This window comes from Salinibacterium xinjiangense, assembly GCF_014645015.1.
GTDB lineage: Bacteria > Actinomycetota > Actinomycetes > Actinomycetales > Microbacteriaceae > Rhodoglobus > Rhodoglobus xinjiangensis.
On the sequence record NZ_BMLC01000001.1, the window covers coordinates 1,283,585 to 1,308,798 of the forward strand.

Sequence of the window (25,214 nt, forward strand, 5' to 3'; positions counted from 1 at the left end):
AACGGATCGAGCCCGCCGGAACCGCCCGAAGGCAAATTCTGACGGGCTCGAAGCCTGGTGAAGCTTTACGCCTCGACCGCTTCCGGCTCCTTCTCGGGGAGACCGGCCTGGCGACTCGTGGTCAGCACGAACTTCGCATCGACGTAGTCGACGTGCACGTGGTCACCGGCGTTCAACTCACCGTGCAGGATCTGCTCACTCATGCGGTCCTCGATCTCGTGCTGCACAGCACGGCGCAGAGGTCGGGCACCGAGCGACGGATCGAAGCCGATCTTGATGAGCTGCTGCTTGGCGGCGAGCGTGAGCTCGACCGTCAGGTCGCGATCCATCAGTCGATCGCTGAGTCGCTTGATGAAGAGATCGACGATCTGCAGCAGCTCTTCCGGGCTGAGCTGCGGGAAGACAATGGTCTCGTCCACGCGGTTCAGGAATTCCGGCTTGAAGTGCTTCTTCAGCTCCTCGACGACCTTGCCGCGCATCCGGTCATAACCGGAGGCGGTATCTGTCGACGAGGTGAATCCGATCGGGGTTCCCGAGATGTCCCTCGTACCGAGGTTCGTGGTCATGATGATCACGGTGTTCTTGAAGTCGACCACGCGACCCTGGCCATCGGTCAGTCGTCCCTCTTCCAGGATCTGGAGGAGCGAGTTGAAGATGTCGGGGTGAGCCTTCTCGATCTCGTCGAACAACACCACGGAGAACGGCTTGCGGCGCACCTTCTCTGTGAGCTGGCCACCCTCTTCGAAGCCGACGAATCCGGGAGGAGCACCGAACAGTCGCGAGACCGTGTGCTTCTCGCCGTACTCCGACATGTCGAGGGAGATCAGCGCGTTCTCGTCGTCGAACAGGAACTCGGCGAGAGCCTTGGCGAGCTCGGTCTTTCCCACACCGGTCGGGCCGGCGAAGATGAACGAACCACTGGGGCGCTTCGGGTCTTTGAGCCCTGCGCGAGTGCGTCGGATCGTCTTGGAGAGAACCGAGATGGCCTCTTCCTGTCCGATGACGCGCATGTGCAGTGCCTTCTCCATGAAGATGAGACGCGAAGACTCTTCCTCGGTGAGTTTGAAGACCGGGATGCCGGTGGCCGCTGCGAGGACTTCGGCGATGAGACCTTCATCCACCTCAGCGGTGGTCGAGACGTCACCCGACTTCCACTTCTTCTCGAGTCGCAGACGCTCACCGAGCAGCTTCTTCTCCTCGTCGCGCAGCGAGGCCGCCTTCTCGAAGTCCTGGTCTTCGATCGCGCCTTCCTTCTGGCCGCGGACCAGGGCGATTTTCTCGTCGAATTCGCGCAGCTCTGGCGGCGCGGACAGGATCGAGAGGCGAAGGCGTGCGCCAGCCTCGTCGATCAGGTCGATCGCCTTGTCTGGCAGGAAGCGGTCGGAGACGTAACGGTCTGCGAGGTTCGCCGCAGCCACGATTGCGCCGTCGGTGATCGACACCTTGTGGAACGACTCGTACCTGTCGCGCAGCCCCTTGAGGATGTTGATCGTGTGCGGCAGGGAGGGCTCGTGCACCTGCACGGGCTGGAACCTGCGCTCGAGGGCGGCATCCTTCTCGAAGTGCTTGCGGTACTCATCGAGAGTGGTGGCACCGATGGTCTGCAGTTCACCTCGCGCCAGAAGCGGCTTCAGGATGCTCGCAGCATCGATCGCGCCTTCGGCGGCTCCCGCACCCACCAGGGTGTGGATCTCGTCGATGAAGGTGATGATGTCACCGCGCGTGCGGATCTCCTTCGTCACCTTCTTGAGGCGCTCCTCGAAGTCACCGCGGTAACGGCTGCCGGCAATGAGCGAGCCGAGGTCGAGGGTGTAGAGCTGCTTGTCTCTCAGCGTCTCTGGAACGTCGCCGCGCACGATCGCGATGGCGAGGCCTTCGACGACAGCGGTCTTGCCGACGCCCGGCTCACCGATCAGCACGGGGTTGTTCTTGGAACGACGGGAGAGAATCTGCATGACCCTCTCCATCTCCTTCTCGCGCCCGATCACGGGGTCGAGTTTGCCGTCACGAGCCGCCTGGGTGAGGTTGCGACCGAACTGGTCGAGAATCTGCGAGCCCTTGTCGGGAGCAGCGTCGCTGCCGCCGACGGCGACAGCCTCCTTGCCCTGGTAGCCCGAGAGCAGCTGGATGACCTGCTGGCGCACCCGGTTGAGGTCGGCCCCGAGCTTCACCAGCACCTGGGCTGCGACACCCTCGCCCTCGCGGATCAGCCCGAGCAGGATGTGCTCGGTACCGATGTAGTTGTGGCCGAGTTGCAGCGCCTCGCGCAGGGACAGCTCGAGCACCTTCTTGGCGCGCGGGGTGAACGGGATGTGGCCGGTCGGCTGCTGCTGGCCTTGGCCAATGATGTCCTGGACCTGCTCGCGCACGGCGTCGAGCGATATGTTGAGGGACTCGAGGGCCTTGGCGGCGACGCCTTCGCCCTCGTGAATCAGCCCGAGCAGGATGTGCTCAGTGCCGATGTAGTTGTGGTTGAGCATCTTGGCCTCTTCCTGGGCCAGGACGACAACACGACGAGCTCGGTCTGTGAAACGTTCAAACATCTTCTTCACTCCTTTAGCACCGGGGAGGATTCGGTGCCGATATAAAGAGAATAACTTCGTGGCCCGTGAAAAAGTCCGCTGTTCGCCCTAGGCGTGACGGGGTTGTGCGGTGGTCGACGCTACGGAAGCGGAATTAGGCCTTCGGTTCGGCCGAGGTCGTTGCAGGGGCCGCAGGCATGCCGAGCTTCGCGCGTTCCTCGGCCTCGATTTGGGCCCTGACCTTGCGCTCAGTTCCGTCTGCCCTGAGGATCGCGCGGATGATGAACCAGAACACGAGCCCGACAAGGATGGTCGGGGAGACCGAGTAGATCGCGTTAGACCAGAAATCCTGAGGCATACCTCAAGGGTAACTGTTGATGATGAACACCACGGCAATGATCACCAGCATCCCAGCCAACGCTAGGCCTGTCACAAGTCGCGAGGTGCGTCGATTCATTGGTTCGCTTTGACCAGGATCCCGATGATGCCCGAGGCCAGCAGGTACAGGCCCACACCGCCGACGAGCACCCAGATCGCGATGCGGTTGAACGAGGGGCCCTTTTTCTTGTCGTCTTCGCCCGGAAGCTTCAAATCGCTCATCACTTCACCAGGGGAAACAGGATCGTCTCGCGGATGCCGAGCCCCGTGATCGCCATCAGCAGCCTGTCTATTCCGAGCCCGATACCGCCGGTCGGCGGCATCCCGTGTTCGAGCGCCCGCAGGAACTCTTCGTCCAGGCGCATCGCCTCGACGTCACCCTGGGAGGCGAGCAGAGCCTGCTCGACGAAACGTTCTCTCTGGATGACCGGGTCGACCAGCTCGGAATATCCGGTCGCCAGTTCGAACCCGCGAATGTACAGGTCCCACTTCTCGACGACCCCGGCGATGGTGCGGTGATCGCGAACGAGCGGGCTGGTGTCGACGGGGAAGTCCATCACGAAGGTCGGGCGAGTCAGGTTCGGCTTGACGAAGTGCTCCCACAGCTCCTCAACGAGCTTGCCGTGAGTGGGATGTTCGACCTCGATGCCGACCTTCGCCGCCTCGGCCAGCAGGTAGTCGCACGGGCTGTCCGGGGTGATGTCGAGCCCGGATGCCGCGGCTGCCGACTCGTACATCGACACCCGATCCCAGTCTCCACCCAGGTCGTACTCGGTGCCATCGGCCCATGTCACAACGAGCTGTCCGGCCACGGCGAGCGCCGCGTTCTGCACCAGCTGCTGGGTGAGGTCGGCCATGCGGTTGTAGTCGCCGTACGCCTCGTACGCCTCGAGCATCGCGAACTCCGGGGAGTGGGTGGAGTCGGCGCCTTCGTTTCGGAAGTTCCGGTTGATCTCGAACACCCTGTCGACACCGCCGACGACGGCGCGCTTGAGAAACAGTTCCGGCGCGATACGCAGGAAGAGCTCGGTGTCGAACGCGTTGCTGTGCGTGGCGAACGGACGCGCGGAGGCCCCACCGTGCATCACCTGCAGCATCGGCGTCTCGACCTCGAGGTAGTCCTGCGCGGCGAAAGTCGCGCGCAGCGAGGCGTTGACCTTCGCCCTGGCGCGGACCGTGAACCGTGCCTGCTCGCGCAGGATGAGGTCGAGGTAGCGGCTGCGCACGCGGGACTCGTCACTCAGGTCGGAGTGCAGGTTGGGCAGCGGAAGCACCGCCTTCGAGGCGATCTGCCACTGCCTCACCAGAACGCTCAACTCGCCGCGTCGGCTCGAGATCACCTCGCCACTGACGAATACGTGGTCGCCGAGGTCGGTGAACTCTTTCCATTCGTCGAGCGACTCCTGCCCCACCTCGGCGAGACTCACCATCGCCTGCACGCGGGATCCGTCACCGGCCTGCAGCGTCGCGAAACAGAGCTTGCCCGTGTTGCGGGCGAACACCATACGACCGGCGATGCCGACAACGTCACCGGTGGTGTCATCCGTCACCAGGTGCCCGTACTTCTCGCGCAGGGCCGGAATCGTCGTCGTCACCGGCACGGCCACTGGGTACGCCTCGCGACCGCTGGAGATGAGCCGCTCGCGCTTGGAGAGACGCACGGCTTTCTGCTCGCTGACCTCGGCTGCGCTCAGTTCATCGGCGGGCGGTGTGGGCTCAGTGGTTTCGTCGCTCATATCGCTCCCATGTTACCGGGGGTTGCGCAGGTGATCAGGGGGCGCACGTGACGTGGGTCGTCGCCGAGGGCCGAGCCTCGAGTCGCGCGGCCGGGATGGGCAGCCCGCAGACGATGCACATCCCGTAGGTGCCGTCATCCAGCCGCGCAAGCGCCGCATCGAGGTCAACCTGCTGGCGGTGCACCTCCACGATGGTGGCATCGAGCTGCGCTCGCTCGAACGCGATGGTCGCGCCCTCGGGATCGTGCTCGTCGTCGGCATTGGACTCCCTGGATGCCTCGACCATCGCCGAGCGTTCCCGCTCGAGTGTGGCCTCCAGTGCTCGAACGTCGCGCATGCGTTCCTCGAGCCGCGCGCGCTGGACTGCCGCACCCATGTCATCCATCAGGAGACGAAGCCTACGCGCGTTCGGCCGGGTACGCGTCCGGCCCGCACCTCAACGCCGGGCGGATGGAGGGGGTGGGGCGAGCACAGCGGAACCTCGGCCGGACGGCCTCAGCCCAGGTAGATCGGCTCGTTGTCGATGAGGCGCGTAGTTCCGAGCATTGCGGCCAGAATCACGATCGCGGGGCCGTGGTGGCCGTCATCCACCGGCATGAAGGTCTGTGGATGCACGATTTTCAGGTAGTCGAGCTGCACAAGCGACTCGCCCATGAGTGCGCCCTGCGCGGCCGCGAGTGTCGCGTCGAGCCCGCGTTCGGCTGACGACGACGCCGCCTCGAGCGCAATGGAGAGGGATCGCGCGGCCCTGCGCTGGTTCGTGTCCAGGAAACGGTTGCGGCTGGAGAGCGCCAGGCCGTCGGCTTCCCGCACCGTCTCGATGGCTTCGATGCGCACCGGGAGGTTCAGGTCTCTCACCATGCGGCGCACGAGGAAGAGCTGCTGGGCATCCTTCTGGCCGAAAGTAGCGACATTCGGGGTGATGATGTCGAGCAGTTTCGCCACGACCGTCAGCACACCGTCGAAGTGGCCGTGACGTGACGCACCCTCGAAGAGCGTGCCGACCCTGCCCGCGGTGACCACGGTCTGGGTCGGCCCATCCGGATACATCTCCTCGACGGTCGGTACGAAGACATAGTGCACACCCGCCGCCCCGAGGGCGAGCAGGTCGGCCTCGAGGGTGCGGGGATATTTGTCAAGATCTGCCGCATCGCTGAACTGGGTCGGATTGACGAAGATCGAGACCACCATCACGTCGGCGAGCTCGGCGGCGCGATCGAGGTGCGACAGGTGGCCGTCGTGGAGCGCACCGAGCGTGGGTGTCAGCGCTATCGTGCGGCCAGCGGCGCGTTCGGCGGCGAGCGCTTCGCACATTCCGCGGACCGTCTCGATCACGACAGGTTTCTGTGTTGCTCTCACCGTGGATCCTCCCCATAGATCGTATAAGCAGCGAACCAGCACGCTCGACAATGACGATGGGCCGCTCTACTCGGCGCCAGCGCCTGGCCGATGGCTGGGCCGGATAATAGGTTGGGCGATTATTCCAGGATTCCGCGCAACCGGTCGATATCCCCACCGGCCGCCTGGAGCGCCGTCTCGACTGACGACCGCAGCAGCGGCCCCAAAACTGTGGCCGGCGACTCGATACCGAGGTCGGCCAGCAGCGCGGTCGACTGGCGCACGATGGATGCCGAGAAGTTCGACGCCGTCGACACCGCCTCCGCGTAGGCGGCCCGGTCCGTCTCCGCGATCACGATCGGCTCTCCGCCCATCTCGACCACGAGCGCCTGCCCGATCGGGAGCACCGGGGTCGGTGCGGTGACAGCGAAGTAGCTCTCGCGCATCCTGACCAGGTCGAGGGAGGTGCCGGTGAAGACCATGGTCGGGTGGATGGCCAGCGGGATGACGCCCGCCGCGACGGCCGGCGCGAGCACGGAATAGCCGAGGCCCGGCGCCGTATGCAACACGAGCTGCCCGGGCTGCCACGATCCCGTCGCTGCGAGCCCGGCGACGAGCGACTCGATCTCGGCTTCGGGGATGGCGAGGATCACCAGTTCACTGCGCTCGAGCAGCTCAGGAATCTCCAGGATCGGAACCTCTGGGAGCAGTGCGCGCGCGCGATCCCTGTTGTCTTCCGAAATCGAGGCGATACCGACAATGGCATGCCCGGCACCCGCGAGCGCGGCGCCGATCACCGGCCCCACCCGTCCGGCGCCGATGATACCGACCCCGAGCCGACCCGATTGCGTGGCCATCAGGGATACCCCGCCCCGGGAGACAGCGGCGGGGGTGGCGGCCCGGCTGCGGTCCCGGGCTGTTCGGGCTCAGTCGACGGCGACGGCTCGGTCGACAGGCCGGTTGACTGTGACACGGACGGCTGTGGCACGGTCGACGGCCCGGTCGACTGTGGCACGGTCATCCGCCATCGATGGCTCGTGTCGATGTCGGCAGAGCTCACGGCGGCACTCTCGATCGCAGCGAATGCTGCGACGGCATCGTCCCTGTCGATCGCGCCGAGTCGTGCGATCACCGGGCCCGCGACGGTGTGAACGGCCAGCGACGCGAGGCCGAGCCTGCGCAGCAACGGACCCTGTCGTAGATCGAGACTCTGCAGCCTCGCCTGCGGCACGACCACTAGTTCGCGCCAGACCGAACCGGTGCGGAACATGACCGCGCCCGGCACGATCGCGAAACCGTTGCGTCGCCACGAGAACCAGCGGAGGATGCGTGCGCGCTTCGGTGAATTGGTGAAGCCGTCGTCCCCACCCCTGGAGCGCATGCCGCGCTCGAGCAGGCCGATCGCGGCGGGGTCGACCAGCCCCGGCAGCACGAGTTCGAGCACGCGCATGGTGTCTTCGGCGTTGCCCACGGGAAGGATCGTTGTAGTCGCCTGTCCGGCTGCGCCACTGGCAGAGGAGTTGGATGCCCGGTTTATCTTGATCTCCCACCAACCGGCCGGGCGCCAGAGCAACGGCTGGCTGACCTGCACCGCGTGGATCCGGCCGGGAGGAAGCGTCTCATTGCTGGTCGAGAGCAACCCGAACCCCACCCGAATCCCGTCCGATGTCGACGCGATGCTGTAGCGGAGGGAGCGCGTGAACCTCGACACGTAGTATCCGCCCATGCCAATGATGGCCGGCACGAAACCTAGCAGGAAGAACGGCTCGCGCGTAGTGGTCGTGACCACGACGAGCGCGATGATCGCCCCGATGATGATGACCGTGAAGCCACTGAGCAGAAGCGACCCCATGAGGCGGCCGAGATTCATCTGCACCACAGACTCGGGCGGGGCCGCATCCGGGTCGAGCTCGGGGCCGAGAAACTCTGCGACTCGCTGGCCGATGACGCCACCCGGCAGGGGCGTGCCTTTCGCGGCGGTCGACTGGGTGCCGGAGGCTCGCAACAGGATCTCGCGCCTCAGCTCATCCACCGCCGCCGACCTGAGATAGGCGAGCTGCACGTTCGCGTTCTGGCCTGCGACGCTGACCTCCAGCTTCGCGGCACCGAACAGCCTCGCGAGGAACGGCCTCGACACATTGACGCCCTGGATGCGGTCGAGCCTGCCCCTGCGGTTCGTGCGGAACACGACGCCGCTCTGCACCTCGACCTGCTCGTCGGTGATCCTGAACCTGTGCATGCGCCACGACACGTAGAAGCCGCCGACAAACAGCAGCACGCCGGCGAGTAGCGCGAGGGCGATGAGCCCGGCGAACTCGTGCTCGTAGATCCAGACCAGCGGATCGTACTCTTCGCCCCGGCGATCGCCGCCGATCACGGTATTGATAAAAATGTCGCGGATGTTGACGATCACTACACCGACGATCGCAACCAGCGCGATGCCGCCCTTCAGCACGGGTGTCGCGGGATGCAGCCTGTGCCACTCACCATCGGCGAGCCTGGAGCCCGTGCCGATGACATCGCGTTGGGTCACAGCCCTGCCCTGCGGCTCTCCGCCAGCTGCACCAGCCTGTCTCTCAGCTCCTCGGCGTCTGCGGCGACGAGCCCGGGGATGACCACTCCGGTCGCCGCTGCAGCCGTCACGAATTTCAGCTCGCTCAGCCCCACGGCGCGATCAAGCGGTCCGCGGTTGATGTCGACGAGTTGCATTCGCCCGTATGGCACGGCCACGAACCTCTGAAACATCAGTCCGCGACGGAACAGCAGGTCGTCATCCCGAAGCTGGTAGCCGATGGATCGCACCCTGCGCGGGGTCAGCGCGAGCGTGATGACGAAGATCACGGCGAGCGACGCGGGGATGGCCCACAGCAGGACGCTGCCAGACAGGACTGCCGGAATCGACGTGACCGCACAGGCAACGATCGCGAACACGAGGGTGCCGACGAAGTCGACGACGACATACCGCGGCGAGACCCTGCGCCACTCGGTGTTCGGGATCTCGAGCCTGTTCGTCATGCCATACCTCGGGGGTCTGGGGCGCCGTCATCCCGTTTCTCATCGCCAGGAGGGATGCTGCACATGTGTTCGGCGACGAGTCCGGCTACCAGCAGAAGTATCGCACCGGCGGCCGCGACAACCGACATGGTCACGGCATTGGGAGACGCCACCAACGACCGGCTGAGCAGGTAGCCGACGATACCGAGCCCGCCACCGCCGAGCAGCGCGCCACCCAGGCTCGATGCCTTCGCGAGCATCAGCACCCTCGTCGCATAGAACGGATCGACTCGCGCATGGGCAACCCCGCGGGAGACTCGCCGCACCGGCAACGCCATCGCGACGATGATCACGCCGATGAGCAGCAGCGCCACCCCGAGAGTGACGGGAGGAAGGACGACGGCGCGACCAGAGGTGGCAAGCGCGGTCTCGATGAACCACATCACTCCACCGCCGAGAACAGCGAGCAGCAACAGGGAGGCGGGTGTGGTGCGGGTCACAGCAGCGGCTCCGCGGGGTATTCGGCGGGGGTGTCGAGCTCGGCGAGCAGGTCGGCGACCCTTCCGCGACCGGGGATCGCGGCATCCTCGTCCAATTGAAGCCATGGCGTGAGCACGAACGACCGCTCGGCGGCGCGCGGGTGCGGGATGGTGAGGGTGGGCGAATCGAGTTCGAGGTCGGCGAACGAGATGATGTCGATGTCGATGATGCGATCGCCCCAGCGAACACCACGCACCCGACCGAGCTCCGCTTCGATGGCGTTCACGGCCGCAAGCAACTCGAGCGGCGCCAGCGACGTGCGCACGGCGACGGCCGCGTTGAGGTAGGCCGGGGCAGCGAGGTCGACGCCGTCTGGCTTAACTGCGGCCGTCTCCACGATCCCGGAGGCCGCGACCATCACCACCCTGTCGAGCGCCGCGATCTCACGCACGGCCGCACGGAGTGCCTGTTCGCGATCGCCGAGGTTGCTGCCGATCGCCAGGATCGCTAGGTTCACCGCCATGGTCAGCCGAATCCGATGGTCTGTGACGCTGCAGATGCGGCGGCCCGGGTGATCGTCACCGCGACATCGACGAAGGGCACGGTGATCGGGGCCTGTGGCTTGTGGATGGTCACGACGGCGAGCCTAACGGCCCGGTGGGAGAGCACCACGGCAGCGACCCGCTCGGCCACGGTCTCGATGAGGTCGACGGGGTTGCTCTCGACGGCCGCGACGACCTCCTCGGCCAGCACGCCGTAGTGCACGGTCTGTTCGAGATCGTCTGAGCGCCCGGCGGCCGCGAGGTCGAGGTGCGCGACGACGTCGACGATGAATACCTGGCCGTCGCGGCGTTCGGAGTCGAAGACGCCGTGGAACGCGTTTGCTCGTAACCCGGTGAGTGTGATCGTGTCGAGCGGATTCATGCGCTTCGTCCCTTCTCCCAGGCCGACCAGACCCCGAGCGCGGCCATGGTGGATGCCACGTCGTGCACCCGCACCGCCCAGGCTCCCGCGTCTGCGGCCAGAGCCGTCACCACGGCGGTCGGCAAGTCTCGTGCGGCTACGGTGGCGTCATCCGAGAGCAGCTCGCCCAGGAATCTCTTGCGGGAGGCGCCGACGAGCACGCGGCAGCCCAGGGACTCGAGGTCACTGAGGCCCGCCAGAAGTTGCCAGTTGTGCTCGGCGGTCTTAGCGAAACCGAGCCCGGGATCGATGATCACCCTCGACAGGTCGACGCCGGCCGAGGTGAGCGAGTCGATCCGCTGGCCGAGCTCGGCGCGAACGTCGGCGACCACACTGTCGTAGTGGTCAATGGCACCGGCGCCGGCATCCGGGGTCCGCCAGTGCATCGCGATGTAGTCGAGCCCGGTCTCGGCGATGACCCGGTGCATGAACGGGTCGGCCAGCCCGCCGGAAACGTCGTTGACGATGGATGCCCCGGCCGCCGCCGCGACGAGTGCGGTGTCGGCGTTCAGGGTGTCGATGCTCACCGGGACCCCAGCGGCAACCAGCCCCCGGATCACCGGCAACACGCGCGCCTGCTCCACTTCGAGATCGATGCGGGTCGCGCCCGGCCGGGTGGACTCGCCGCCGACGTCGACCACATCCGCACCGTGCTCAAACAGCGTGATGCCATGGCCGATGGCCGCCGCGAGATCGGGATACTCTCCGCCATCGCTAAACGAATCCGGGGTCACGTTCAGGATGCCGAACACCTTTGGTGCGGTTCGCGTCACGACGGGCCGCCGATCATGGCGAGTACTCCGGCGCGCTGCACGGGGTCTGACAGCGAACCGCGGGAGGCCATCGTGACCGTGGAGCTGCCTGTCTGTCGAGGGCCCCGCGCCGTCACGCAGCCGTGCACTGCATCCACCACGACCAGCACGCCCTGCGGGGCGAGCCCGGACTGGATGGCGTCGGCGATCTGCTCGGTGAGTTGCTCCTGTAGTTGTGGTCGTGCCGCGGCGGTCGCGACGACCGTAGCCAGCCTGCCGAGGCCGACGATCCGCTCTCCGGGAACGTAAGCAACGTGCGCGGCGCCGAGGAACGGTAGCAGGTGGTGTTCGCAGATCGACCTGAACTCGATGTCTCGCAACAACACGAGTTCGCCGAGGCCGCCGCTGGCGACGCTGTCGGCGAGCACCGCCGAAGGGTCGACGCCGACCCCTGCGAAGAACTCGGTGTATGCCTGGGCGACCCGCTTCGGGGTCGACCGCAGCCCTGGCCGTGCCGCATCCTCGCCTATTGCGGCAAGGATTTCGGCGATCGCCGCCTCAATGCGTCCGGAGTCGACAGCCATGGCCGACCTAGGCGGTGGCGATGCCGGGCGTCTGGAGCGGGCGCGGCGGGCGGTTGGGTGCCGCTGGGGAGTCTGACTCGACGCCGCCGTCGACCAGGCCGACATCCACCGGCGCCTTAGCCGGTACCTTCACGGGCGGACGGTCTGACAGCGGTCGTGAGTCGCTCGAAAGCCACAGCGGGCGTTCGGGCAGCTTCTCGATGCCGACGAAGATCTCGGCCAGCTGGTTGTGATCGAGGGTCTCTTTCTCGAGCAACTCTGTGGCCAGCCTGTCGAGCGTGTCGCGGTTGGTGTTGAGCACCTGCCACGCCTCGTCATGAGCCTCGTCGATGAGCTTTCGCACCTCTTCATCGATCGTCTCGGCGATCGTGTCTGAATAGTCACGGCTCGCACCCATGTCGCGACCGAGGAAAGGCTCGCCAGCGGTCAGGCCGAGTTTCACCGATCCGACTTTCGCGCTCATGCCGTACTCGGTGACCATGCGTCGAGCTATCGCCGTGGCCTTCTCGATGTCGTTGGATGCGCCGGTCGTCGGGTCATGGAACACGATCTCCTCCGCGACGCGACCACCCATGGCGTAGGTCAGCTGGTCGAGCAGTTCGTTGCGCGTGATCGAATACTTATCCTCAAGCGGCAGCACCATCGTGTAGCCGAGCGCGCGACCGCGGGGAAGGATCGTGACCTTGGTCACCGGGTCGGTGTTTCGCATGCTCGCCGCAGCCAGCGCGTGACCACCCTCGTGATAGGCGGTGATGAGCTTCTCTTTGTCATTCATCAGTCGTGTGCGGCGCTGTGGGCCGGCCATGACACGGTCGACGGCCTCATCCAGGGCGCGGTTGTCGATCAGCTGGGCGTTACTGCGTGCGGTCAGCAACGCCGCCTCGTTGAGCACATTCGCCAGGTCTGCCCCGGTGAAACCCGGAGTCTTGCGGGCGAGAACCTCGAGGTCGACCCCGTCGGCCATTGGCTTGCCCTTGGCGTGCACCTGCAGGATCTGCTTCCGGCCCTGGAGGTCTGGCGCGTCCACGCCGATCTGGCGGTCGAAGCGGCCGGGGCGCAGCAGCGCGGGGTCGAGCACATCGGGACGGTTTGTTGCCGCGATCAGGATGACGTTGGTTTTGACGTCGAACCCATCCATCTCGACCAACAACTGGTTGAGGGTCTGCTCACGCTCATCATTACCGCCGCCGATACCGGCTCCACGGTGACGGCCGACGGCGTCGATCTCATCGATGAAGATGATGGCCGGCGAGTTCTGCTTGGCCTGGTCGAAGAGGTCGCGCACGCGGCTCGCGCCGACACCGACGAACATCTCGACGAAGTCTGAACCCGAGATCGTGTAGAACGGCACTCCTGCTTCGCCGGCTGTCGCGCGAGCCAGCAAAGTTTTACCGGTTCCGGGAGGGCCGTACAGCAACACACCCTTAGGGATGCGGGCACCCACCGCGAGGAATTTCGCGGGATCTTTCAGGAAGTCTTTGATCTCTTCGAGCTCTTCGATCGCCTCGTCTGAACCTGCGACGTCAGCGAAGGTGATCTTCGGCGACTCCTTGCCTACCAACTTCGCCTTCGACTTGCCAAATTGCATGACCTTGTTGCCGCCGCCCTGCATGCGGGTCAGCAGGAAGTAGAAGATCACGCCGATGATGAGGAACGGCAACAGGATACCCAGCAGGCTGGTCAGGAAGTTGGTCTGGGGAACTTCGTCATCGAATTTCGCATTCGATGCGGTGATCGCGCTGACGACCTCCGCGCCTCGCGGGGCGACATAGTAGAACTGCACCTGGGTGCCCTTGTCACCACTCGCGCGCGAGAGCGTGAGGTCGACACGCTGCTCGCCGTCGACGATCTTCGCCGAATCGACGGTGGTGCCTTTCAGCAGGTCGAGACCCTCTTGGGTCGAGATGACCTTGAATCCGCCACCCATGAGCAGGGTCGAGCCAATCCACACGGCGACGATGGCGAGCACAATGTAGACGATCGGGCCCTTGAAGATGCGCTTAAAGTCCATGATGTTCGGGCCGTCAGGCCCAGACCTTTCCTGCTGGAGAAACGTCCTGCAAGGTTAGCGCTACCGCGCTGCACGTCTGCTGGATGTTCGCCTCAGGCGTTACTCACGCATAGATGTGTGGCGCGAGCACCGCGATCCCCCGCAGATTGCGGTACTTCTCGGAATAGTCGAGGCCGTAGCCGACGACGAAGGCGTTCGGGATGTCAAAGCCGAAATACTTGACATCGACGTCGACTTTTGCGGCATCGGGCTTGCGCAGCAGCGCGAGGATCTCGAGCGATTTCGGGCCGCGGCTGGCGAGGTTGCCGCGAAGCCACGCGAGGGTCAGGCCGGAGTCGATGATGTCTTCCACGATGATGACGTGGCGCCCGTTGAGGTCGGTGTCGAGGTCTTTCAGGATGCGCACGACGCCGCTCGATTCGGTGCTGAGGCCGTACGACGACACCGCCATGAAGTCGAGCTCGACGTGGATCTTCAGTTCGCGGGCGACATCCGCCATCACCATGACCGCGCCCTTGAGCACCGCGACCAGCAGCACCCGCTCACCCGCGTAGTCCTGCTCGATGCGGCGTGAGAGATCGGCGATCTTGTCGTTGATCTGCTGCTCAGTGAGCAACACCTCGGTGAGGTCGGCGGTAACGTCCGCGAGTTCCATGGCTTCCCTAATCTCGTGCGCTGAACCTCAGCAGGCCAGCGTGCCGTTCCACCCTAACGCCGGGCAGGTCGATGGCGCCCTGCCCGTGCCAGTCGGTGACCAGCCGCGCGACCTCGAGAGTCTGGCTTCGGCTCAGCGAGACGTGGAACTCGCTCTCGACCGCGAGCCTGATCAGCCTCTGCCTGAGCGCCGCAGGGTTCGCGGCAAGCGCCTCCGCTGGCAGGGAGATGCCGGCTTCGGAATGCTCCGCGAGGTCTTCGGCGATCTCCTCGGCGAAGTGGTCGAGCGCAGCGGCGTCTTCTCGCAATTGCTCGGCCGTGCGTGCGAGGGCCTCACTGATGCCCGGGCCGAGCTCGGCTTCGAGCATCGGAAGCACCGTCGTCCGCACTCGCACGCGCGTGAACGCCGGGTGGTCGTTCTGCGGGTCATGCCAGGGCGTGAGCGCGGAGTCGTCGCAGAATTGCACGGTCTGCTGGCGCCGGATGCCCAGCAGCGGTCGCCGGTAGATCCCCGTCTCTGCCGCCATCCCCTGCAGGCTCGCGGCGCCGCTGCCGCGCGCGAGGCCCAGCAGCACCGTCTCGGCCTGGTCGTCGAGCGTGTGGCCGAGCAGCACGGCTGTCGCGCCCAACTCCTTCGCCGCCTCGGAGAGGGCGCGGTAGCGAGCTGTGCGGGCCGCTGCCTCGGGGCCGCCGTCCACCCCCACGGTGACGGTCTTCACCCGCACCGGGTCGAGCCCGAGGGCTTCGGCCTGGTCGCGGGCCCGTGCCGCGGCATCCGCCGACCCCGCCTGGAGCCCGTGGTCGACGATCACCGCGCCTGCTCGTGCGCCAACCCGGGAAGCTTCGAAGGCCACAGCGGCGGCAAGCGCCAGGGAATCGGGGCCGCCGGACAGCGCGACGAGCACGAACTCTCCCTCGGTGAGAGCCGAGCGCACTGCGCGACGGACATCGGCGATCACGGGAGACAGTCTCGGACGCTCGTTCTGCATCCGATAACGTTATCGGCAGCAATCACCAGATTTTTAGGAGTACAGCCATGACCGCTTACGACGTTGTTGTCGAGATCCCCCGTGGGAGCCGCAACAAATACGAGGTCGACCACGAGACCGGTCGCGTCTTCCTCGACCGCTACCTCTTCACGAGCTTCGCGTATCCCACCGACTACGGCTACTTCGAGAACACCCTCGGGCTCGACGGTGACCCCGTCGACGCGCTGATCCTGCTCGACGCCCCCACGTTCCCCGGCGTCGGCATCTCGGTCCGCCCAGTCGGCGTCTTCAACATGACCGACGATGGCGGCAGCGATGCCAAGGTCATCTGCGTTCAGGCGAAAGACCCGCGCTGGGCGCACATCCAGGATCTGAATGACATCCCGGAGTTCACCCGCCGCGAGATCGAGCACTTCTTCGAGCACTACAAAGATCTCGAGCCCGGCAAGTGGGTCAAGCTCGACGGCTGGGGCGACGCAGCAGAAGCCGATGCCATCGTGCAGGCCGGCATTGCGAAGCTCGCCGAGGCTAAGCACTGAGCGCTGCGCGCTGCGCGCTGAGCACTGCGCACTGCGCACTGAGCAAATGGGGCGGCTCCGGATTTCCGGGCCGCCCTTTTTGCAGCCCGAACCAGTCAGGCTGGGCGCCCCACGTGCGACATGAGGTCGTAGCTGCGCACGGGGGCGATTTTCACCGGCACGCCCTCATACTGGGCCTCGATCATTCTGCCGCCGCCGACATAGATGGCCGTGTGGTAGACGTACGAGCCGTCCTCCGAGTAGAAAATCAGGTCCCCGCGCTGGATCTGGCCGATCGGCACGAGCCTGCCCTGGCCGCCCAGGTAGCGATACTGGCTGGTGGATCCGTGCGCACCGATGTACACGCCAGCCTTCGCATACGACGCCTTCGTAAGGCCTGAGCAGTCCCAGTCGTCCGGGCCGTAACCGCCGTACTGGTACCGGTCGCCGAGCTGGGCCGTCGCGAAGGCGATTGCTGCCTCGACCGTGGACGGGGCCGGAGCTGGCGCTGGTGCCGGTGCCGGAGCTGTAGGCGGCGTCACCACGGGCGGCGTCACCACGGGTGGTGTCACCACGGGTGGTGTGACGACGGGCGGCGTGATGACGGGTGGGCTGTCCACGGGCGGAACAACTACGGGCGGTGGTGTGCCCGGCAGCGGGGTGCCGGGCAGCGGCGGGGTCGGCACTGTGGGCGTCGTCGGGGCGGCAGGTCCCGTGGGGGCCACCGGCCCACCCGGTGTCGGCCTCGTCGCAGTCTTGCCCTCGATGTACTGGCGCTCGAGGTCGGCGGTCGTGCCCTTGAGCGTCGCGAGCTGTGCATACAGCTGGTCGGCGGCCTCCTGCTGGTCGGCGATCTTCGCGGCAACGGCCTTCGAAGCATCGCTCGCATCATCGAACGCGGCCTTCGCGTCATCGGCGAGAGACTTGCGGGCAGCCTCGGCCGCCGTCGCCTGCGCCTTCGACGCGGTGGCGACGTTCCTGTCCTGGTTGGCTTCGGCGAGCAGGTGAGCGGATTGCTCCGTCAGCCGGGTCATCGATGCGAGGCTTCCGAGCAGGTCGTCGACGTGCGGGCTGGTCATGAGCGTGACACTGAGGTTTGCGCCACCGCTGCGAGCGAGTTGGGCGATGATCTGCCCCGCACGGCGGCCGGACTGCTCTGCCCGCGCCGCGGCATCCTGAGCCTGGGCGTCGAGCCGTGCCGAGGTGCTGGATGCCGCATCCAGGGCCCCGCGTGCGACGTTGTACGACTCGCCTTTGATCTGCGCCGCGCGACCGAGCTTCGCCGCCTCGTTCTCGAGACTGACAAGCATCCCCTCGATCCTGGCGGCCGTCGCCGCTGTCGCCGTCTGGTTCTGGCGAGCGTTCTGCACGTCGTCCCACGAGGGATATTCGACGGCGTAGGCCGGCCCCGCGACGAGCGTGGCCAGCACCAGGCCCGCCGAGACGACGACAGTGAGCGCCCTCCAGGGGCGGTGATGCGCAGGCATTACCGCTCGGAGACCGCGCCGCGTCGACTAGCCAAGCGAGATGCCCTGGTTGGCCATGAAGGGTACGGGGTCGGTGGGGTAACCATTGACCAGAACCTCGAAGTGCAGGTGGCAACCGGTGGACTTCCCGGTGCTGCCGATGCGCGCGATCTGATTGCCGACCCCCACGGATTGCCCCGCGCCAACAAGAATGCCACCGTCGACGATGTGGCCGTAGCGGGTGGTGATGCCGTCGCCGTGGTCGATGAGGATCATGTTGCCGTAGCCGCCGTTCCAGCCCTGCGCCGCGAACGTGACGACTCCGGATGATGCGGCGAAGATCGGTGCGCCGCATCCACCCGCAATGTCCGTGCCCTTGTGGTAGTTGCTGCCGTAGCCGATGCTCCAGCCGTACACGGCCGAGATGTAGCCGCCTGCGGGGCGAACCCAGCCGCTCGAGCTGATCTCGCCGGCGTCGAGGCTGGCGGCCGCGGCTGCTGCCGCATCCCGCGCTTCCTGGGCCCGTCGAGCTTCCTCGCGAACCTGCACGCCCTGGAGGTAGCTCGCCTCGGTGACGGCGGTGGCGGCGGTTAGAGCGTTGAGCTGTGCTTCCAGCTCGAGCTTGTGCGCCTGCTGGGCTACGACGGCGGCAGCGGCGGCGGCCGATGCGGCCTGTGCCTCCATGAAAAGTTTCTCAGCGGCTTTTTTCAGCTCTTCGAGTTCGGCCTTGGCAACGTCAGCGGCATCCGTCTGCGCCTGCGCGGTGTTGCGGTCGACGATCGCACGCTCGTAGATGGCGTACGCCTGCTCGGAGACCTTGCTCGACAGCCCGAGGTTGTCGAGCAGGTTGTCGGCATCCTGCGCGTTCAGCAGGAGGTTGGTGGTGAGATCGCCGCCGCCGTTACGAACGAGCTGTGCGGCCATCTGGCCGGCGCGCTGCTCTGAGGCGGCCGCTTTGGTATTGGACGCATCAGCCTGCTGCTGCAAGGTGGTGGCGCGTGCAGCAGCCGCAGCGAACTTGCTCTCGGCATCCTGCCAGAGCGTGGCTTTGGCCTCGGCGTCAGCCTGGGTGCGGATTGCTTCGGCCTCGAGCTGGGCGAGCAGAGACTTGATGCGCGCAACCGCATCCGCTGTTGCTGCCTGGTTGTTGCGAGCGTTGGTGACGTCGCCCCAGGTCGGATAGTCGTCAGCGAACGCGTTCTGCGTAGAGATGGTGGTGGCCGTGATGGCGATGCACAGGGCAGCAACGACCGCGATGACACGACTGCGAGACGATCGCAGCGTCACCGCCGCCGCCCCCCGGCGAATATTCGTGTTGCCCATTGCTCCCCATATCGTGTTCCGCGTAGCCCCAGTCACGCCAGTAACACTGTCAACAGTGATCACAGTAGCAACGCAGAGCCCGAATGCCCAGCACAAAGTTGCGCAACCCCATCCGTAAAGGTTCAACAACGGATTGAAACTACCGCGACCTTGATCGGATCCCCCGGACATCCTCACCTTTAGCGCATGTGGGCTGGTTTGGCTTTTGCCCGAAGCGCCCCTATGCTTATCCCTCGGTAGCTAAGAAGTTCTGTGACTTCGCGGCCCCATCGTTTAGTGGCCTAGGACACCGCCCTTTCACGGCGGCAGCACGGGTTCGAATCCCGTTGGGGTCACCAAACACAGACAGTAATGTTTGAGCAGAACTAAATAGCTAGGCCCTGTAGCGCAGTTGGTTAGCGCGCCGCCCTGTCACGGCGGAGGTCGCCGGTTCAAGTCCGGTCAGGGTCGCAAAGCAAAAAGCCTCTTCGAAAGGAGGGGCTATTTGTGCAGTATGGGTGAAAGCTCGTACGGCTCTGTAGCTCAGTTGGTAGAGCGCACGACTGAAAATCGTGAGGTCACGGGATCGACGCCCGTCGGAGCCACCATGAACCCGCCAGTGGTTACGCGGAAGCTCAGGCTCATCGCCGCTGAGGCGCGCCCAGGCGCGCGCTGCACCGCCTTCACGGTTCGCGCCCCCCGCCACGGCGGGCGACGCCCCGGGTCAGAGGTTCTCGCCGCCGCGATACCGCGCGGCGGGGTGCGTGTCGGCGATACGCGCGTGACCGGCGCCGAACAGTTGCTCACGAAATGTCGGGTGCTCGTAGCGCTCGCGATACAGTCCGCGCTTCTGCAGCTCGGGTACGACGAGCTCCACGAAGTCCTCGAGTGTTCCCGGGGTCAGGAACTGGCGCAGGTTGAATCCGTCTAAGCCCGTCTCCGCCACCCACTGCTCCACCGAGTCGGCGATACGCGACGGCGAGCCGATCGCGACGAACGGACCCGCGTCGAATCGGGTCGCATCATCGAGCGCGTCTCCGATCGTTGCATCCTCGGCATAGAAGCGGCGACCCGTCTGCTGGTTGTCGCGACCCGGCTTGGCCTCGGCGAGCAGGATGTCAGCGATGCGCGCCTCGCGAGGATACGCTGCGAGGTCGATGCCACCACCACCGGCGTGCGCGAGATAGCCCTCGGCCCGCGTGAGGCGTTTGAACTCCTCGACCTTGCGCCAGGCGGCATCGTCGTCTTTACCGGCGATGATCACGGCGCTCGCGAACGCTTTGATATCGCCCCGCTCGCGGCCGTAGCCGAGTGCCTTCGTCCTGATGTCTTCGACGTTCTCGCGATAGACCTCGCGCGTGCGCCCGCCAACGAACACCCCTTCGGCGTGCTTCGCCGCGAAAGCCCGCCCCCGATCCGAACTTCCCGCCTGGAAGATGACCGGTGTGCGCTGCATGCTCGGCTCCGACAGGTGCGGGCCGGCCACCGAGAAATGGGCGCCTCGATGATTGATCGCCCGAACCCGGGTGGGATCCGCATAGACAGGGGTGCGCCGATCCTGAACCACCGCGTCGTCATCCCAGGACCCCTCCCAGAGCTTGTACAACACCGTGAGGTATTCGTCGGCGAGGTCGTAACGATCGTCATGCGGGATCTCATCGTCGAAGCCGAAGTTGCGCGCGGCGCTCGGCAGGTACGAGGTCACGACGTTCCAACCGAAGCGCCCCTTGGTGAGGTGATCGAGGGTCGAGGCTCGCCGCGCGAACGAGAAAGGAGGCTCGTAGGTTGTAGAGAACGTCGCGGCGAATGACAGGTGCTTGGTGACTGCCGCCATCGCCGGAATGACAAGTAGCGGGTCGTTGCTCGGAATTTGGACCGCCTCGCGAATTGCGGTGTCAGCCCCCGCGCGGTAGCCGTCGTATGCGCCCAAAACGTCCGCGATGAAGACTGCGTCGAACAGGCCGGCCTCCAACAGTTTCGCCTGCTCGGTCCAGAACTCAAGATCGTTGAAGCGGTGCCGGGTGTTATCCGGGTGCACCCACAGCCCGTGTGAAATGTGTCCGACCGTGTTCATTTCGAACAGGTTGAATCCGACCTGCTTGGCCATCAGCGCCTCATCACTTTTCTCGCGAGCCCGTTACCGAAGAACTGCACCACCTGCACGAGAACGATGATCAGCAGCACTGCGGCCCACGTTACCCAGGGGTTGAACTGGCGATACCCGTACAGCAAAGCGAATGCGCCCAAACCGCCCCCACCCACGAGGCCGGCGACGGCGGCCATGTCTACTACAGCCACGAAAACAAAGGTGTACCCGAGAATGAGTGGCCCGAGCGCTTCGGGCAACAGAATGGTCGGGATGATGCGCAACGGCCCCGCGCCAACCGACCGAGCGGCCTCGATAACGCCGGGCTGTACCGTCAACAGGTTCTGTTCGACCACTCGTCCAATGAAGAAAATCGACGCAAGCGAGAGAGTGAAAATGATCGCAGTATTGCCGATCCCGGTGCCGACGATCGACCGCGCGAGCGGCTGGAAGGCGACGAGGAAGATCACGAAGGGGATCGGGCGGAACGTATTCACAATCACGTTCAGCACAGCGAACACCGTTTGATTGGGCAACAGGCTCCCCCGCCGGGTCGAATAGAGCCCAAGACCGAGTAGCAGTCCGCCCAGTCCGCCAAAGAACAGCGTGAGCGCGACGATGAACAGGGTCTCGACGGCCGACTGCCACAGCAATCCCTGCAGTTCGATGAGCCGATCCATTAGCGCACCTCTGAGACGACGACGAACGACTCGATGGATGCGATCGCCTGGTCGATGACGTCGTCGGGGCCGGTCAGGGCAAGTGTGAGGTGCCCGAATGTTCGTCCCTGGATGTCGTTGATCCCGCCGTAGATCAACTCGAACCCGACAGCGCGCCGACCCAGCTCCAGAAAGACGGAGGATTGCGAGTCGTTCCCGTCCTTGAACGAGAGCGTGACGATCCGACCCGGATGACGCACGCGCAGCAGCGCGAGTTCATCAGGTCCCGGTACCGCCTGCACGACCGTCGATACGAACCGCCTGCTGGCCTCGGTCTGCGGATCGGAGAAGATGTCGAACACCGGTCCGACCTCGATGATTCGTCCGGCATCCATGACGGCGACCCGGTGCGCTATCGACTTGATGACCTCCATCTCGTGCGTAATGACGACGATGGTCGTGCCGAACTGCTCGTTCACCCGGCGCAGCAGCGCGAGTACCTCCTGGGTCGTTTCGGGGTCGAGGGCGCTGGTCGCCTCATCCGCCAGCAGGATGTCCGGGGAGGTCGCGAGGGCGCGCGCAATCCCGACTCGCTGCTTCTGCCCACCCGAAAGCTGGTCAGGGTAACTGGCCGCCTTGTCGGCGAGGCCGACAAAGTTGAGCAGGTCGGAGATGCGCGCGTTTCGCTCGGGCTGTTTGATCCCCGCGACCTGAAGGGGGTACTCGATGTTGCCCCAGACAGTCTTGGAACTGAAGAGATTGAACTGTTGGAAGATCATGCCGATGCCGAGGCGCAACGCGCGCAGCCGGCGCTCGGGCTGGCCAGTGATCTCGGCGCCCTTCACCTCGATGCGACCCGAGGTCGCGGGCTCGAGGGCGTTGATGAGGCGAACGAGAGTGCTCTTGCCCGCACCCGAATAGCCGATGATCCCAAAGATCTCGCCCGCCTGGATGTCAAGGTCGACCGAGTCGATCGCGACGAGCGGAGCGGAGCCGCGCTGAGTGGGCGGGAAGGTCTTGCTGACGTTGCTGAAAGACACGATGGTCATGGAAATCCTTCGCTTTACGGAAGCACCGATGGCGACCGCACGAAGCGACCGCCACCGGTGGGCGGCGTGTGGGCTAGCCCTGGGCCTTCGTGTCGGCGATGACCTTGGTGAGGGATGTCTCAAGGTCGGCCACAGGAACCTTCAGGAACACCGCGGTGCCGCCGAAGCTGTCCTGCACACCGTCGAGAACGTCCTGGTTGTTCTGATAGATCTCGACGAGCTTCAGGAGCACGGGGTTGTCCTTATCCTTCGCCTTCGCGGCCCAGATGTTGACGTAGGGCAGCGCGTTCGGGTCGGACGCGTCATCCTGCGCGATCACGTCGGATGCCGTCAGGCCGGCGTTGCCCACGAATTCGTTGTTGATGATCGCCGCGGCGACATCGGGTAGCGACGTAGCCGTCAGAGCCGCTTCGAGAGCGGTGACCTTGACGCGCGAGTTTGCCTCGTCGACCTGGTCGAGCGTCGCGAAGATGCTGCCGCCACCGTCGAGCTCGATCAGGCCAGCCGACTGCAGCACGAGCAGACCGCGGGCGAGGTTGCTGGGGTCATCCGGAACGGCGACGGTCGCCCCATCCGGAATCGTGTCCACCGAGTCGTACTGTGTCGAGTACAGGCCGAGCGGGTAGATCGCCGTCGAACCGATCGGCACGATGTCGTCGCCCGTCGCCTCGTTGTTCGCCCCGAGGTAGACGTTGTGCTGGAACTGGTTGACGTCAAGCTCGCCAGCGGCCAGCGCCGGGTTTGGCTCGGGATACGACGCGAAGTCGATGATGTCGACGCTGATGCCCTCGGCCAACACAGCATCCTTGAAGGTCTGCCAGTACGGCTCGCTCGCGCCGACCGTGCCGATGCGTACGGGTTGAGCAGCGGATCCGAGTCCCTCGGTAATAGCCGCGGAGTCGGTTCCGTCGACAGCCGCCTCATTCGCAGGATTGGCTGACGTGAGGTTGACGACGCCGATGATCGCAGCGACAATCGCGAGCACGGCGACGATCGCGATTGCGATGAACGCTGGCCTGCGGTTCTTCTTCGGGGGCTGCACCACGGTGGCGGCCTCGGGAGTGTTGGCTGTGGACATGAGCGGCCTCTCGTGGAGTGTAAAACGGGTGGTAGGACGATCTGTCCCACAGTCCACACTGAGGGGCGCGGGAGCACACGCCAAATTGCGGTCCCTACTTTGACCCCATGTGACGAAATGTGGCGATCGGCCAGAAAATGCAACTCGTAGAGCGTCAGGACGCGTTTCGTAACCCACCAGTTCTTTGCGTCACCTCACCGTGCATGCGCCTCATGGGCCTGCCGTCCTGGACAGGCACGAGCAACGTCCCACTCGGGGAAGTGACCTCTCCCGAGCGACATCCAGCCCGAACTGGACGCGCTGCGTAAGGCCCGCGCTCTCCCGCGCGAGGACGCGGTCACGGGTTGGAGAAGCCCGTCGAAGAAGCCCGTGACGCCCCGGTCCACGCCGACGCGCTAGCGCTGCAGGCCGGGCCCCGGCCCGGCCTGCAGGTCGGCGCGGGGGCAGGCGCTCGGCGCCCACCCCCGTGACGACTTAAGCCGCTACTTCCTCAAGCTGGCCCGTCGAAACGTTGAACACAAACCCGCGGATTGAATCCTTCTTCGGGATGAACGGGCTGCTCTTGACGCGTTGGATTGACTGCTTCACGTCGGCGTATGCATCCGGGAAGGATTCGGCAGCCCATGCGGGTCGTGCGCCGGTGTCATCGAGGATCGACTGCTTGAACTCGTCATCGGTGAAGGTCTGCATCCCGCAGTCAGTGTGATGAATAAGGATGATCTCTTCGGTGCCCAGCAATCGCTGGCTGATCGCGAGCGACCGGATCTCGTCCTCGGTAATAACACCCCCCGCATTGCGGATGACGTGGGACTCGCCCTCGTTCAGCCCCAGGATCCGGTAGACATCCAGCCGCGCATCCATACACGCGACGACCGCGAGGTGCCTGCTCGGCGGCAGCGGCAGAGGGCCCGTGAACTGGGCCGCATATGCCTCGTTGTTTTTCAATAGCTCGTCAGTGACGCTCATGTTTCCTCGATGTGATCGGTGGCGCGCCCCGCGGTGGAGCGCGTCGCCATTCTGACGTGAACATACGGCGGATCTCACTTCACGACCGAACATGACGCCCGGCGACGCTCCGTTACAGGGGACCCAATCCGATCACGCGAACACTCCGGCTTCTATCGGCCGGGATGCGCTGCGTGAAGAGCGGTACCTTACTCGATCAGCACCGCCAGCACCAGCATGCCCTCGACCTCGACCTTTGCATAGATTTCCGTTTACTTGTGTCGTACCGTTTAAACAGTTGCTCCAGACCTTGGCGGCGGTAATCCAAACCGTGCTCGGGGGGAATAACCATGGTCTCAAGCCCACGTATCGCGCAGACACTCCAGCAGTTCGATGCTGAGATCAAATTCTGCGCCGATCACAGCCTGCAACTCGAAAGAGCATCCGACTACGGATGGCTGGTGCGCGCGGGAGCCGACGCCCACGTCCTCGGGTGCATCGACCAACTGGATGATGCCGTCGAATTGATGCGTCTGGATGGCGGCTTCACCTGGACGACTTTCCCATCCCTCCACGACGCACTGAAAGACCTGGTGTATTCGTGACCGCCCCGGAGCTCGTCCGTGCAGCCGCACCTCGTCGCTTTGCCGCCCCGCGTTCTTCGACCGCAACCAACGAGGACGCGCTGGCAAACGAGCTGGTGCGCGTTC

At 65.2% G+C, this 25,214-nt stretch carries 26 protein-coding genes and 3 tRNA genes; 5 read left to right on the plus strand and 24 right to left on the minus strand.

From position 1 onward, the window contains the following. Positions 1 to 65: 65 nt before the first annotated feature. The 17 genes from IEW81_RS06055 to tilS form a co-directional block, all read right to left on the minus strand. Positions 66 to 2,543, minus strand: a complete 2,478-nt coding sequence (locus tag IEW81_RS06055) for an ATP-dependent Clp protease ATP-binding subunit (RefSeq protein WP_097059986.1) — start codon at positions 2,541 to 2,543, stop codon at positions 66 to 68. 133 nt (positions 2,544 to 2,676) lie between these two features. Then, positions 2,677 to 2,880: a hypothetical protein gene (locus tag IEW81_RS06060; RefSeq protein WP_097059985.1), complete on the minus strand. Its 204-nt coding sequence runs from the start codon at positions 2,878 to 2,880 to the stop codon at positions 2,677 to 2,679. A 95-nt stretch (positions 2,881 to 2,975) separates the two neighbouring features. Further along, entirely contained in the window at positions 2,976 to 3,122 is a 147-nt protein-coding gene (locus IEW81_RS06065) for a hypothetical protein (RefSeq protein WP_179691779.1), read from the minus strand. Beyond that, a complete protein-coding gene (lysS, locus tag IEW81_RS06070; protein ID WP_097059984.1) occupies positions 3,122 to 4,636 on the minus strand; it encodes a lysine--tRNA ligase in 1,515 nt (504 codons plus the stop codon). The genes IEW81_RS06065 and lysS overlap by 1 nt, the downstream gene beginning before the upstream one ends. A 34-nt stretch (positions 4,637 to 4,670) precedes the next feature. Then, complete coding sequence (locus tag IEW81_RS06075) at positions 4,671 to 5,021, minus strand: TraR/DksA family transcriptional regulator (protein ID WP_373285375.1); 351 nt, start codon at positions 5,019 to 5,021, stop codon at positions 4,671 to 4,673. Positions 5,022 to 5,131: 110 nt separating this feature from the next. Beyond that, a complete protein-coding gene (panC, locus tag IEW81_RS06080) occupies positions 5,132 to 5,995 on the minus strand; it encodes a pantoate--beta-alanine ligase (RefSeq protein WP_097059982.1) in 864 nt (287 codons plus the stop codon). A 119-nt stretch (positions 5,996 to 6,114) separates the two neighbouring features. Next, entirely contained in the window at positions 6,115 to 6,831 is a 717-nt protein-coding gene (locus IEW81_RS06085; RefSeq protein ID WP_097059981.1) for a Rossmann-like and DUF2520 domain-containing protein, read from the minus strand. Continuing rightward, positions 6,831 to 8,507, minus strand: a complete 1,677-nt coding sequence (locus tag IEW81_RS06090) for a PH domain-containing protein (RefSeq protein ID WP_097059980.1) — start codon at positions 8,505 to 8,507, stop codon at positions 6,831 to 6,833. The genes IEW81_RS06085 and IEW81_RS06090 overlap by 1 nt, the downstream gene beginning before the upstream one ends. After that, a complete protein-coding gene (locus tag IEW81_RS06095; protein WP_097059979.1) occupies positions 8,504 to 8,989 on the minus strand; it encodes a PH domain-containing protein in 486 nt (161 codons plus the stop codon). Before IEW81_RS06095 ends, IEW81_RS06090 begins: the two co-directional genes overlap by 4 nt. Beyond that, positions 8,986 to 9,468: a DUF3180 domain-containing protein gene (locus IEW81_RS06100; protein WP_218839980.1), complete on the minus strand. Its 483-nt coding sequence runs from the start codon at positions 9,466 to 9,468 to the stop codon at positions 8,986 to 8,988. Before IEW81_RS06100 ends, IEW81_RS06095 begins: the two co-directional genes overlap by 4 nt. Continuing rightward, positions 9,465 to 9,971 carry a 2-amino-4-hydroxy-6-hydroxymethyldihydropteridine diphosphokinase gene (folK, locus tag IEW81_RS06105; RefSeq protein WP_097059977.1) on the minus strand — a complete coding sequence of 169 codons (507 nt, stop codon included), beginning with the start codon at positions 9,969 to 9,971 and terminating at the stop codon, positions 9,465 to 9,467. The genes IEW81_RS06100 and folK overlap by 4 nt, the downstream gene beginning before the upstream one ends. A gap of 2 nt (positions 9,972 to 9,973) precedes the next feature. Further along, a complete protein-coding gene (gene folB, locus IEW81_RS06110; RefSeq protein WP_097059976.1) occupies positions 9,974 to 10,372 on the minus strand; it encodes a dihydroneopterin aldolase in 399 nt (132 codons plus the stop codon). After that, the gene (folP, locus tag IEW81_RS06115; protein ID WP_097059975.1) at positions 10,369 to 11,184 is read right to left on the minus strand and encodes a dihydropteroate synthase; all 816 of its coding nucleotides are present in this window, start codon (positions 11,182 to 11,184) and stop codon (positions 10,369 to 10,371) included. The genes folB and folP overlap by 4 nt, the downstream gene beginning before the upstream one ends. Then, positions 11,181 to 11,747 (minus strand): GTP cyclohydrolase I FolE, encoded by a 567-nt coding sequence (gene folE / locus IEW81_RS06120; RefSeq protein ID WP_097059974.1) that lies wholly within the window; start codon positions 11,745 to 11,747, stop codon positions 11,181 to 11,183. Before folE ends, folP begins: the two co-directional genes overlap by 4 nt. Positions 11,748 to 11,754: 7 nt before the next feature. Continuing rightward, complete coding sequence (gene ftsH, locus IEW81_RS06125) at positions 11,755 to 13,758, minus strand: ATP-dependent zinc metalloprotease FtsH (RefSeq protein ID WP_097059973.1); 2,004 nt, start codon at positions 13,756 to 13,758, stop codon at positions 11,755 to 11,757. Between the two features lie 103 nt (positions 13,759 to 13,861). Continuing rightward, positions 13,862 to 14,413 carry a hypoxanthine phosphoribosyltransferase gene (hpt, locus tag IEW81_RS06130; RefSeq protein WP_097059972.1) on the minus strand — a complete coding sequence of 184 codons (552 nt, stop codon included), beginning with the start codon at positions 14,411 to 14,413 and terminating at the stop codon, positions 13,862 to 13,864. Positions 14,414 to 14,420: 7 nt separating this feature from the next. Continuing rightward, positions 14,421 to 15,401 carry a tRNA lysidine(34) synthetase TilS gene (gene tilS / locus IEW81_RS06135; RefSeq protein WP_097059971.1) on the minus strand — a complete coding sequence of 327 codons (981 nt, stop codon included), beginning with the start codon at positions 15,399 to 15,401 and terminating at the stop codon, positions 14,421 to 14,423. Between the two features lie 47 nt (positions 15,402 to 15,448). Here tilS and IEW81_RS06140 point away from each other — a divergent pair, with 47 nt between their 5' ends. Next, a complete protein-coding gene (locus IEW81_RS06140; RefSeq protein ID WP_097059970.1) occupies positions 15,449 to 15,940 on the plus strand; it encodes an inorganic diphosphatase in 492 nt (163 codons plus the stop codon). A 95-nt stretch (positions 15,941 to 16,035) separates the two neighbouring features. Here the strand turns inward: IEW81_RS06140 and IEW81_RS06145 are convergent, their stop codons facing one another. Both IEW81_RS06145 and IEW81_RS06150 read right to left on the minus strand, forming a co-directional pair. Next, positions 16,036 to 17,406, minus strand: coding sequence for a C40 family peptidase (locus IEW81_RS06145; protein ID WP_097059969.1), 1,371 nt, complete (start codon positions 17,404 to 17,406; stop codon positions 16,036 to 16,038). A gap of 27 nt (positions 17,407 to 17,433) precedes the next feature. After that, positions 17,434 to 18,708: a M23 family metallopeptidase gene (locus IEW81_RS06150; RefSeq protein ID WP_097059968.1), complete on the minus strand. Its 1,275-nt coding sequence runs from the start codon at positions 18,706 to 18,708 to the stop codon at positions 17,434 to 17,436. Between the two features lie 262 nt (positions 18,709 to 18,970). Here IEW81_RS06150 and IEW81_RS06155 point away from each other — a divergent pair. From IEW81_RS06155 to IEW81_RS06165, 3 genes are all read left to right on the plus strand, one after another. Beyond that, positions 18,971 to 19,046 (plus strand) — tRNA-Glu (locus tag IEW81_RS06155). A gap of 38 nt (positions 19,047 to 19,084) precedes the next feature. Continuing rightward, a tRNA-Asp gene (locus tag IEW81_RS06160) sits at positions 19,085 to 19,158 on the plus strand. Between the two features lie 61 nt (positions 19,159 to 19,219). After that, positions 19,220 to 19,295, plus strand: a tRNA-Phe gene (locus IEW81_RS06165). Between the two features lie 116 nt (positions 19,296 to 19,411). On the opposite strand, the gene IEW81_RS06170 is transcribed toward IEW81_RS06165, so the two are convergent. From IEW81_RS06170 to IEW81_RS06190, 5 genes are all read right to left on the minus strand, one after another. Further along, on the minus strand, positions 19,412 to 20,794 hold the full coding sequence (locus IEW81_RS06170; protein WP_097059967.1) for an LLM class flavin-dependent oxidoreductase: 1,383 nt from the start codon (positions 20,792 to 20,794) through the stop codon (positions 19,412 to 19,414). Further along, positions 20,794 to 21,453 carry a methionine ABC transporter permease gene (locus IEW81_RS06175; protein WP_097059966.1) on the minus strand — a complete coding sequence of 220 codons (660 nt, stop codon included), beginning with the start codon at positions 21,451 to 21,453 and terminating at the stop codon, positions 20,794 to 20,796. The genes IEW81_RS06170 and IEW81_RS06175 overlap by 1 nt, the downstream gene beginning before the upstream one ends. After that, the gene (locus IEW81_RS06180; RefSeq protein ID WP_097059965.1) at positions 21,453 to 22,481 is read right to left on the minus strand and encodes a methionine ABC transporter ATP-binding protein; all 1,029 of its coding nucleotides are present in this window, start codon (positions 22,479 to 22,481) and stop codon (positions 21,453 to 21,455) included. The genes IEW81_RS06175 and IEW81_RS06180 overlap by 1 nt, the downstream gene beginning before the upstream one ends. Before the next feature lie 73 nt (positions 22,482 to 22,554). Beyond that, a complete protein-coding gene (locus IEW81_RS06185) occupies positions 22,555 to 23,559 on the minus strand; it encodes a MetQ/NlpA family ABC transporter substrate-binding protein (protein ID WP_097059964.1) in 1,005 nt (334 codons plus the stop codon). 474 nt (positions 23,560 to 24,033) lie between these two features. Beyond that, a complete protein-coding gene (locus IEW81_RS06190) occupies positions 24,034 to 24,525 on the minus strand; it encodes a beta-class carbonic anhydrase (RefSeq protein ID WP_097059963.1) in 492 nt (163 codons plus the stop codon). 329 nt (positions 24,526 to 24,854) lie between these two features. Here IEW81_RS06190 and IEW81_RS06195 point away from each other — a divergent pair, with 329 nt between their 5' ends. After that, positions 24,855 to 25,109: a hypothetical protein gene (locus IEW81_RS06195; protein WP_097059962.1), complete on the plus strand. Its 255-nt coding sequence runs from the start codon at positions 24,855 to 24,857 to the stop codon at positions 25,107 to 25,109. The last annotated feature ends 105 nt before the right edge of the window (positions 25,110 to 25,214 follow it).

Bases quoted from the DNA above. Each gene is read 5' to 3' on its own strand.
- IEW81_RS06055 (WP_097059986.1), bottom strand. From the start codon at position 2,543: ATGTTTGAACGTTTCACAGACCGAGCTCGTCGTGTTGTCGTCCTGGCC.
- IEW81_RS06060 (WP_097059985.1), bottom strand. From the start codon at position 2,880: ATGCCTCAGGATTTCTGGTCTAACGCGATCTACTCGGTCTCCCCGACC.
- IEW81_RS06065 (WP_179691779.1), bottom strand. From the start codon at position 3,122: ATGAGCGATTTGAAGCTTCCGGGCGAAGACGACAAGAAAAAGGGCCCC.
- lysS (WP_097059984.1), bottom strand. From the start codon at position 4,636: ATGAGCGACGAAACCACTGAGCCCACACCGCCCGCCGATGAACTGAGC.
- IEW81_RS06075 (WP_373285375.1), bottom strand. From the start codon at position 5,021: ATGGATGACATGGGTGCGGCAGTCCAGCGCGCGCGGCTCGAGGAACGC.
- IEW81_RS06085 (WP_097059981.1), bottom strand. From the start codon at position 6,831: ATGGCCACGCAATCGGGTCGGCTCGGGGTCGGTATCATCGGCGCCGGA.
- IEW81_RS06095 (WP_097059979.1), bottom strand. From the start codon at position 8,989: ATGACGAACAGGCTCGAGATCCCGAACACCGAGTGGCGCAGGGTCTCG.
- folK (WP_097059977.1), bottom strand. From the start codon at position 9,971: ATGGCGGTGAACCTAGCGATCCTGGCGATCGGCAGCAACCTCGGCGAT.
- folB (WP_097059976.1), bottom strand. From the start codon at position 10,372: ATGAATCCGCTCGACACGATCACACTCACCGGGTTACGAGCAAACGCG.
- folE (WP_097059974.1), bottom strand. From the start codon at position 11,747: ATGGCTGTCGACTCCGGACGCATTGAGGCGGCGATCGCCGAAATCCTT.
- ftsH (WP_097059973.1), bottom strand. From the start codon at position 13,758: ATGGACTTTAAGCGCATCTTCAAGGGCCCGATCGTCTACATTGTGCTC.
- hpt (WP_097059972.1), bottom strand. From the start codon at position 14,413: ATGGAACTCGCGGACGTTACCGCCGACCTCACCGAGGTGTTGCTCACT.
- tilS (WP_097059971.1), bottom strand. From the start codon at position 15,401: ATGCAGAACGAGCGTCCGAGACTGTCTCCCGTGATCGCCGATGTCCGT.
- IEW81_RS06140 (WP_097059970.1), top strand. From the start codon at position 15,449: ATGACCGCTTACGACGTTGTTGTCGAGATCCCCCGTGGGAGCCGCAAC.
- IEW81_RS06145 (WP_097059969.1), bottom strand. From the start codon at position 17,406: ATGCCTGCGCATCACCGCCCCTGGAGGGCGCTCACTGTCGTCGTCTCG.
- IEW81_RS06150 (WP_097059968.1), bottom strand. From the start codon at position 18,708: ATGGGCAACACGAATATTCGCCGGGGGGCGGCGGCGGTGACGCTGCGA.
- IEW81_RS06170 (WP_097059967.1), bottom strand. From the start codon at position 20,794: ATGGCCAAGCAGGTCGGATTCAACCTGTTCGAAATGAACACGGTCGGA.
- IEW81_RS06175 (WP_097059966.1), bottom strand. From the start codon at position 21,453: ATGGATCGGCTCATCGAACTGCAGGGATTGCTGTGGCAGTCGGCCGTC.
- IEW81_RS06180 (WP_097059965.1), bottom strand. From the start codon at position 22,481: ATGACCATCGTGTCTTTCAGCAACGTCAGCAAGACCTTCCCGCCCACT.
- IEW81_RS06185 (WP_097059964.1), bottom strand. From the start codon at position 23,559: ATGTCCACAGCCAACACTCCCGAGGCCGCCACCGTGGTGCAGCCCCCG.
- IEW81_RS06190 (WP_097059963.1), bottom strand. From the start codon at position 24,525: ATGAGCGTCACTGACGAGCTATTGAAAAACAACGAGGCATATGCGGCC.
- IEW81_RS06195 (WP_097059962.1), top strand. From the start codon at position 24,855: ATGGTCTCAAGCCCACGTATCGCGCAGACACTCCAGCAGTTCGATGCT.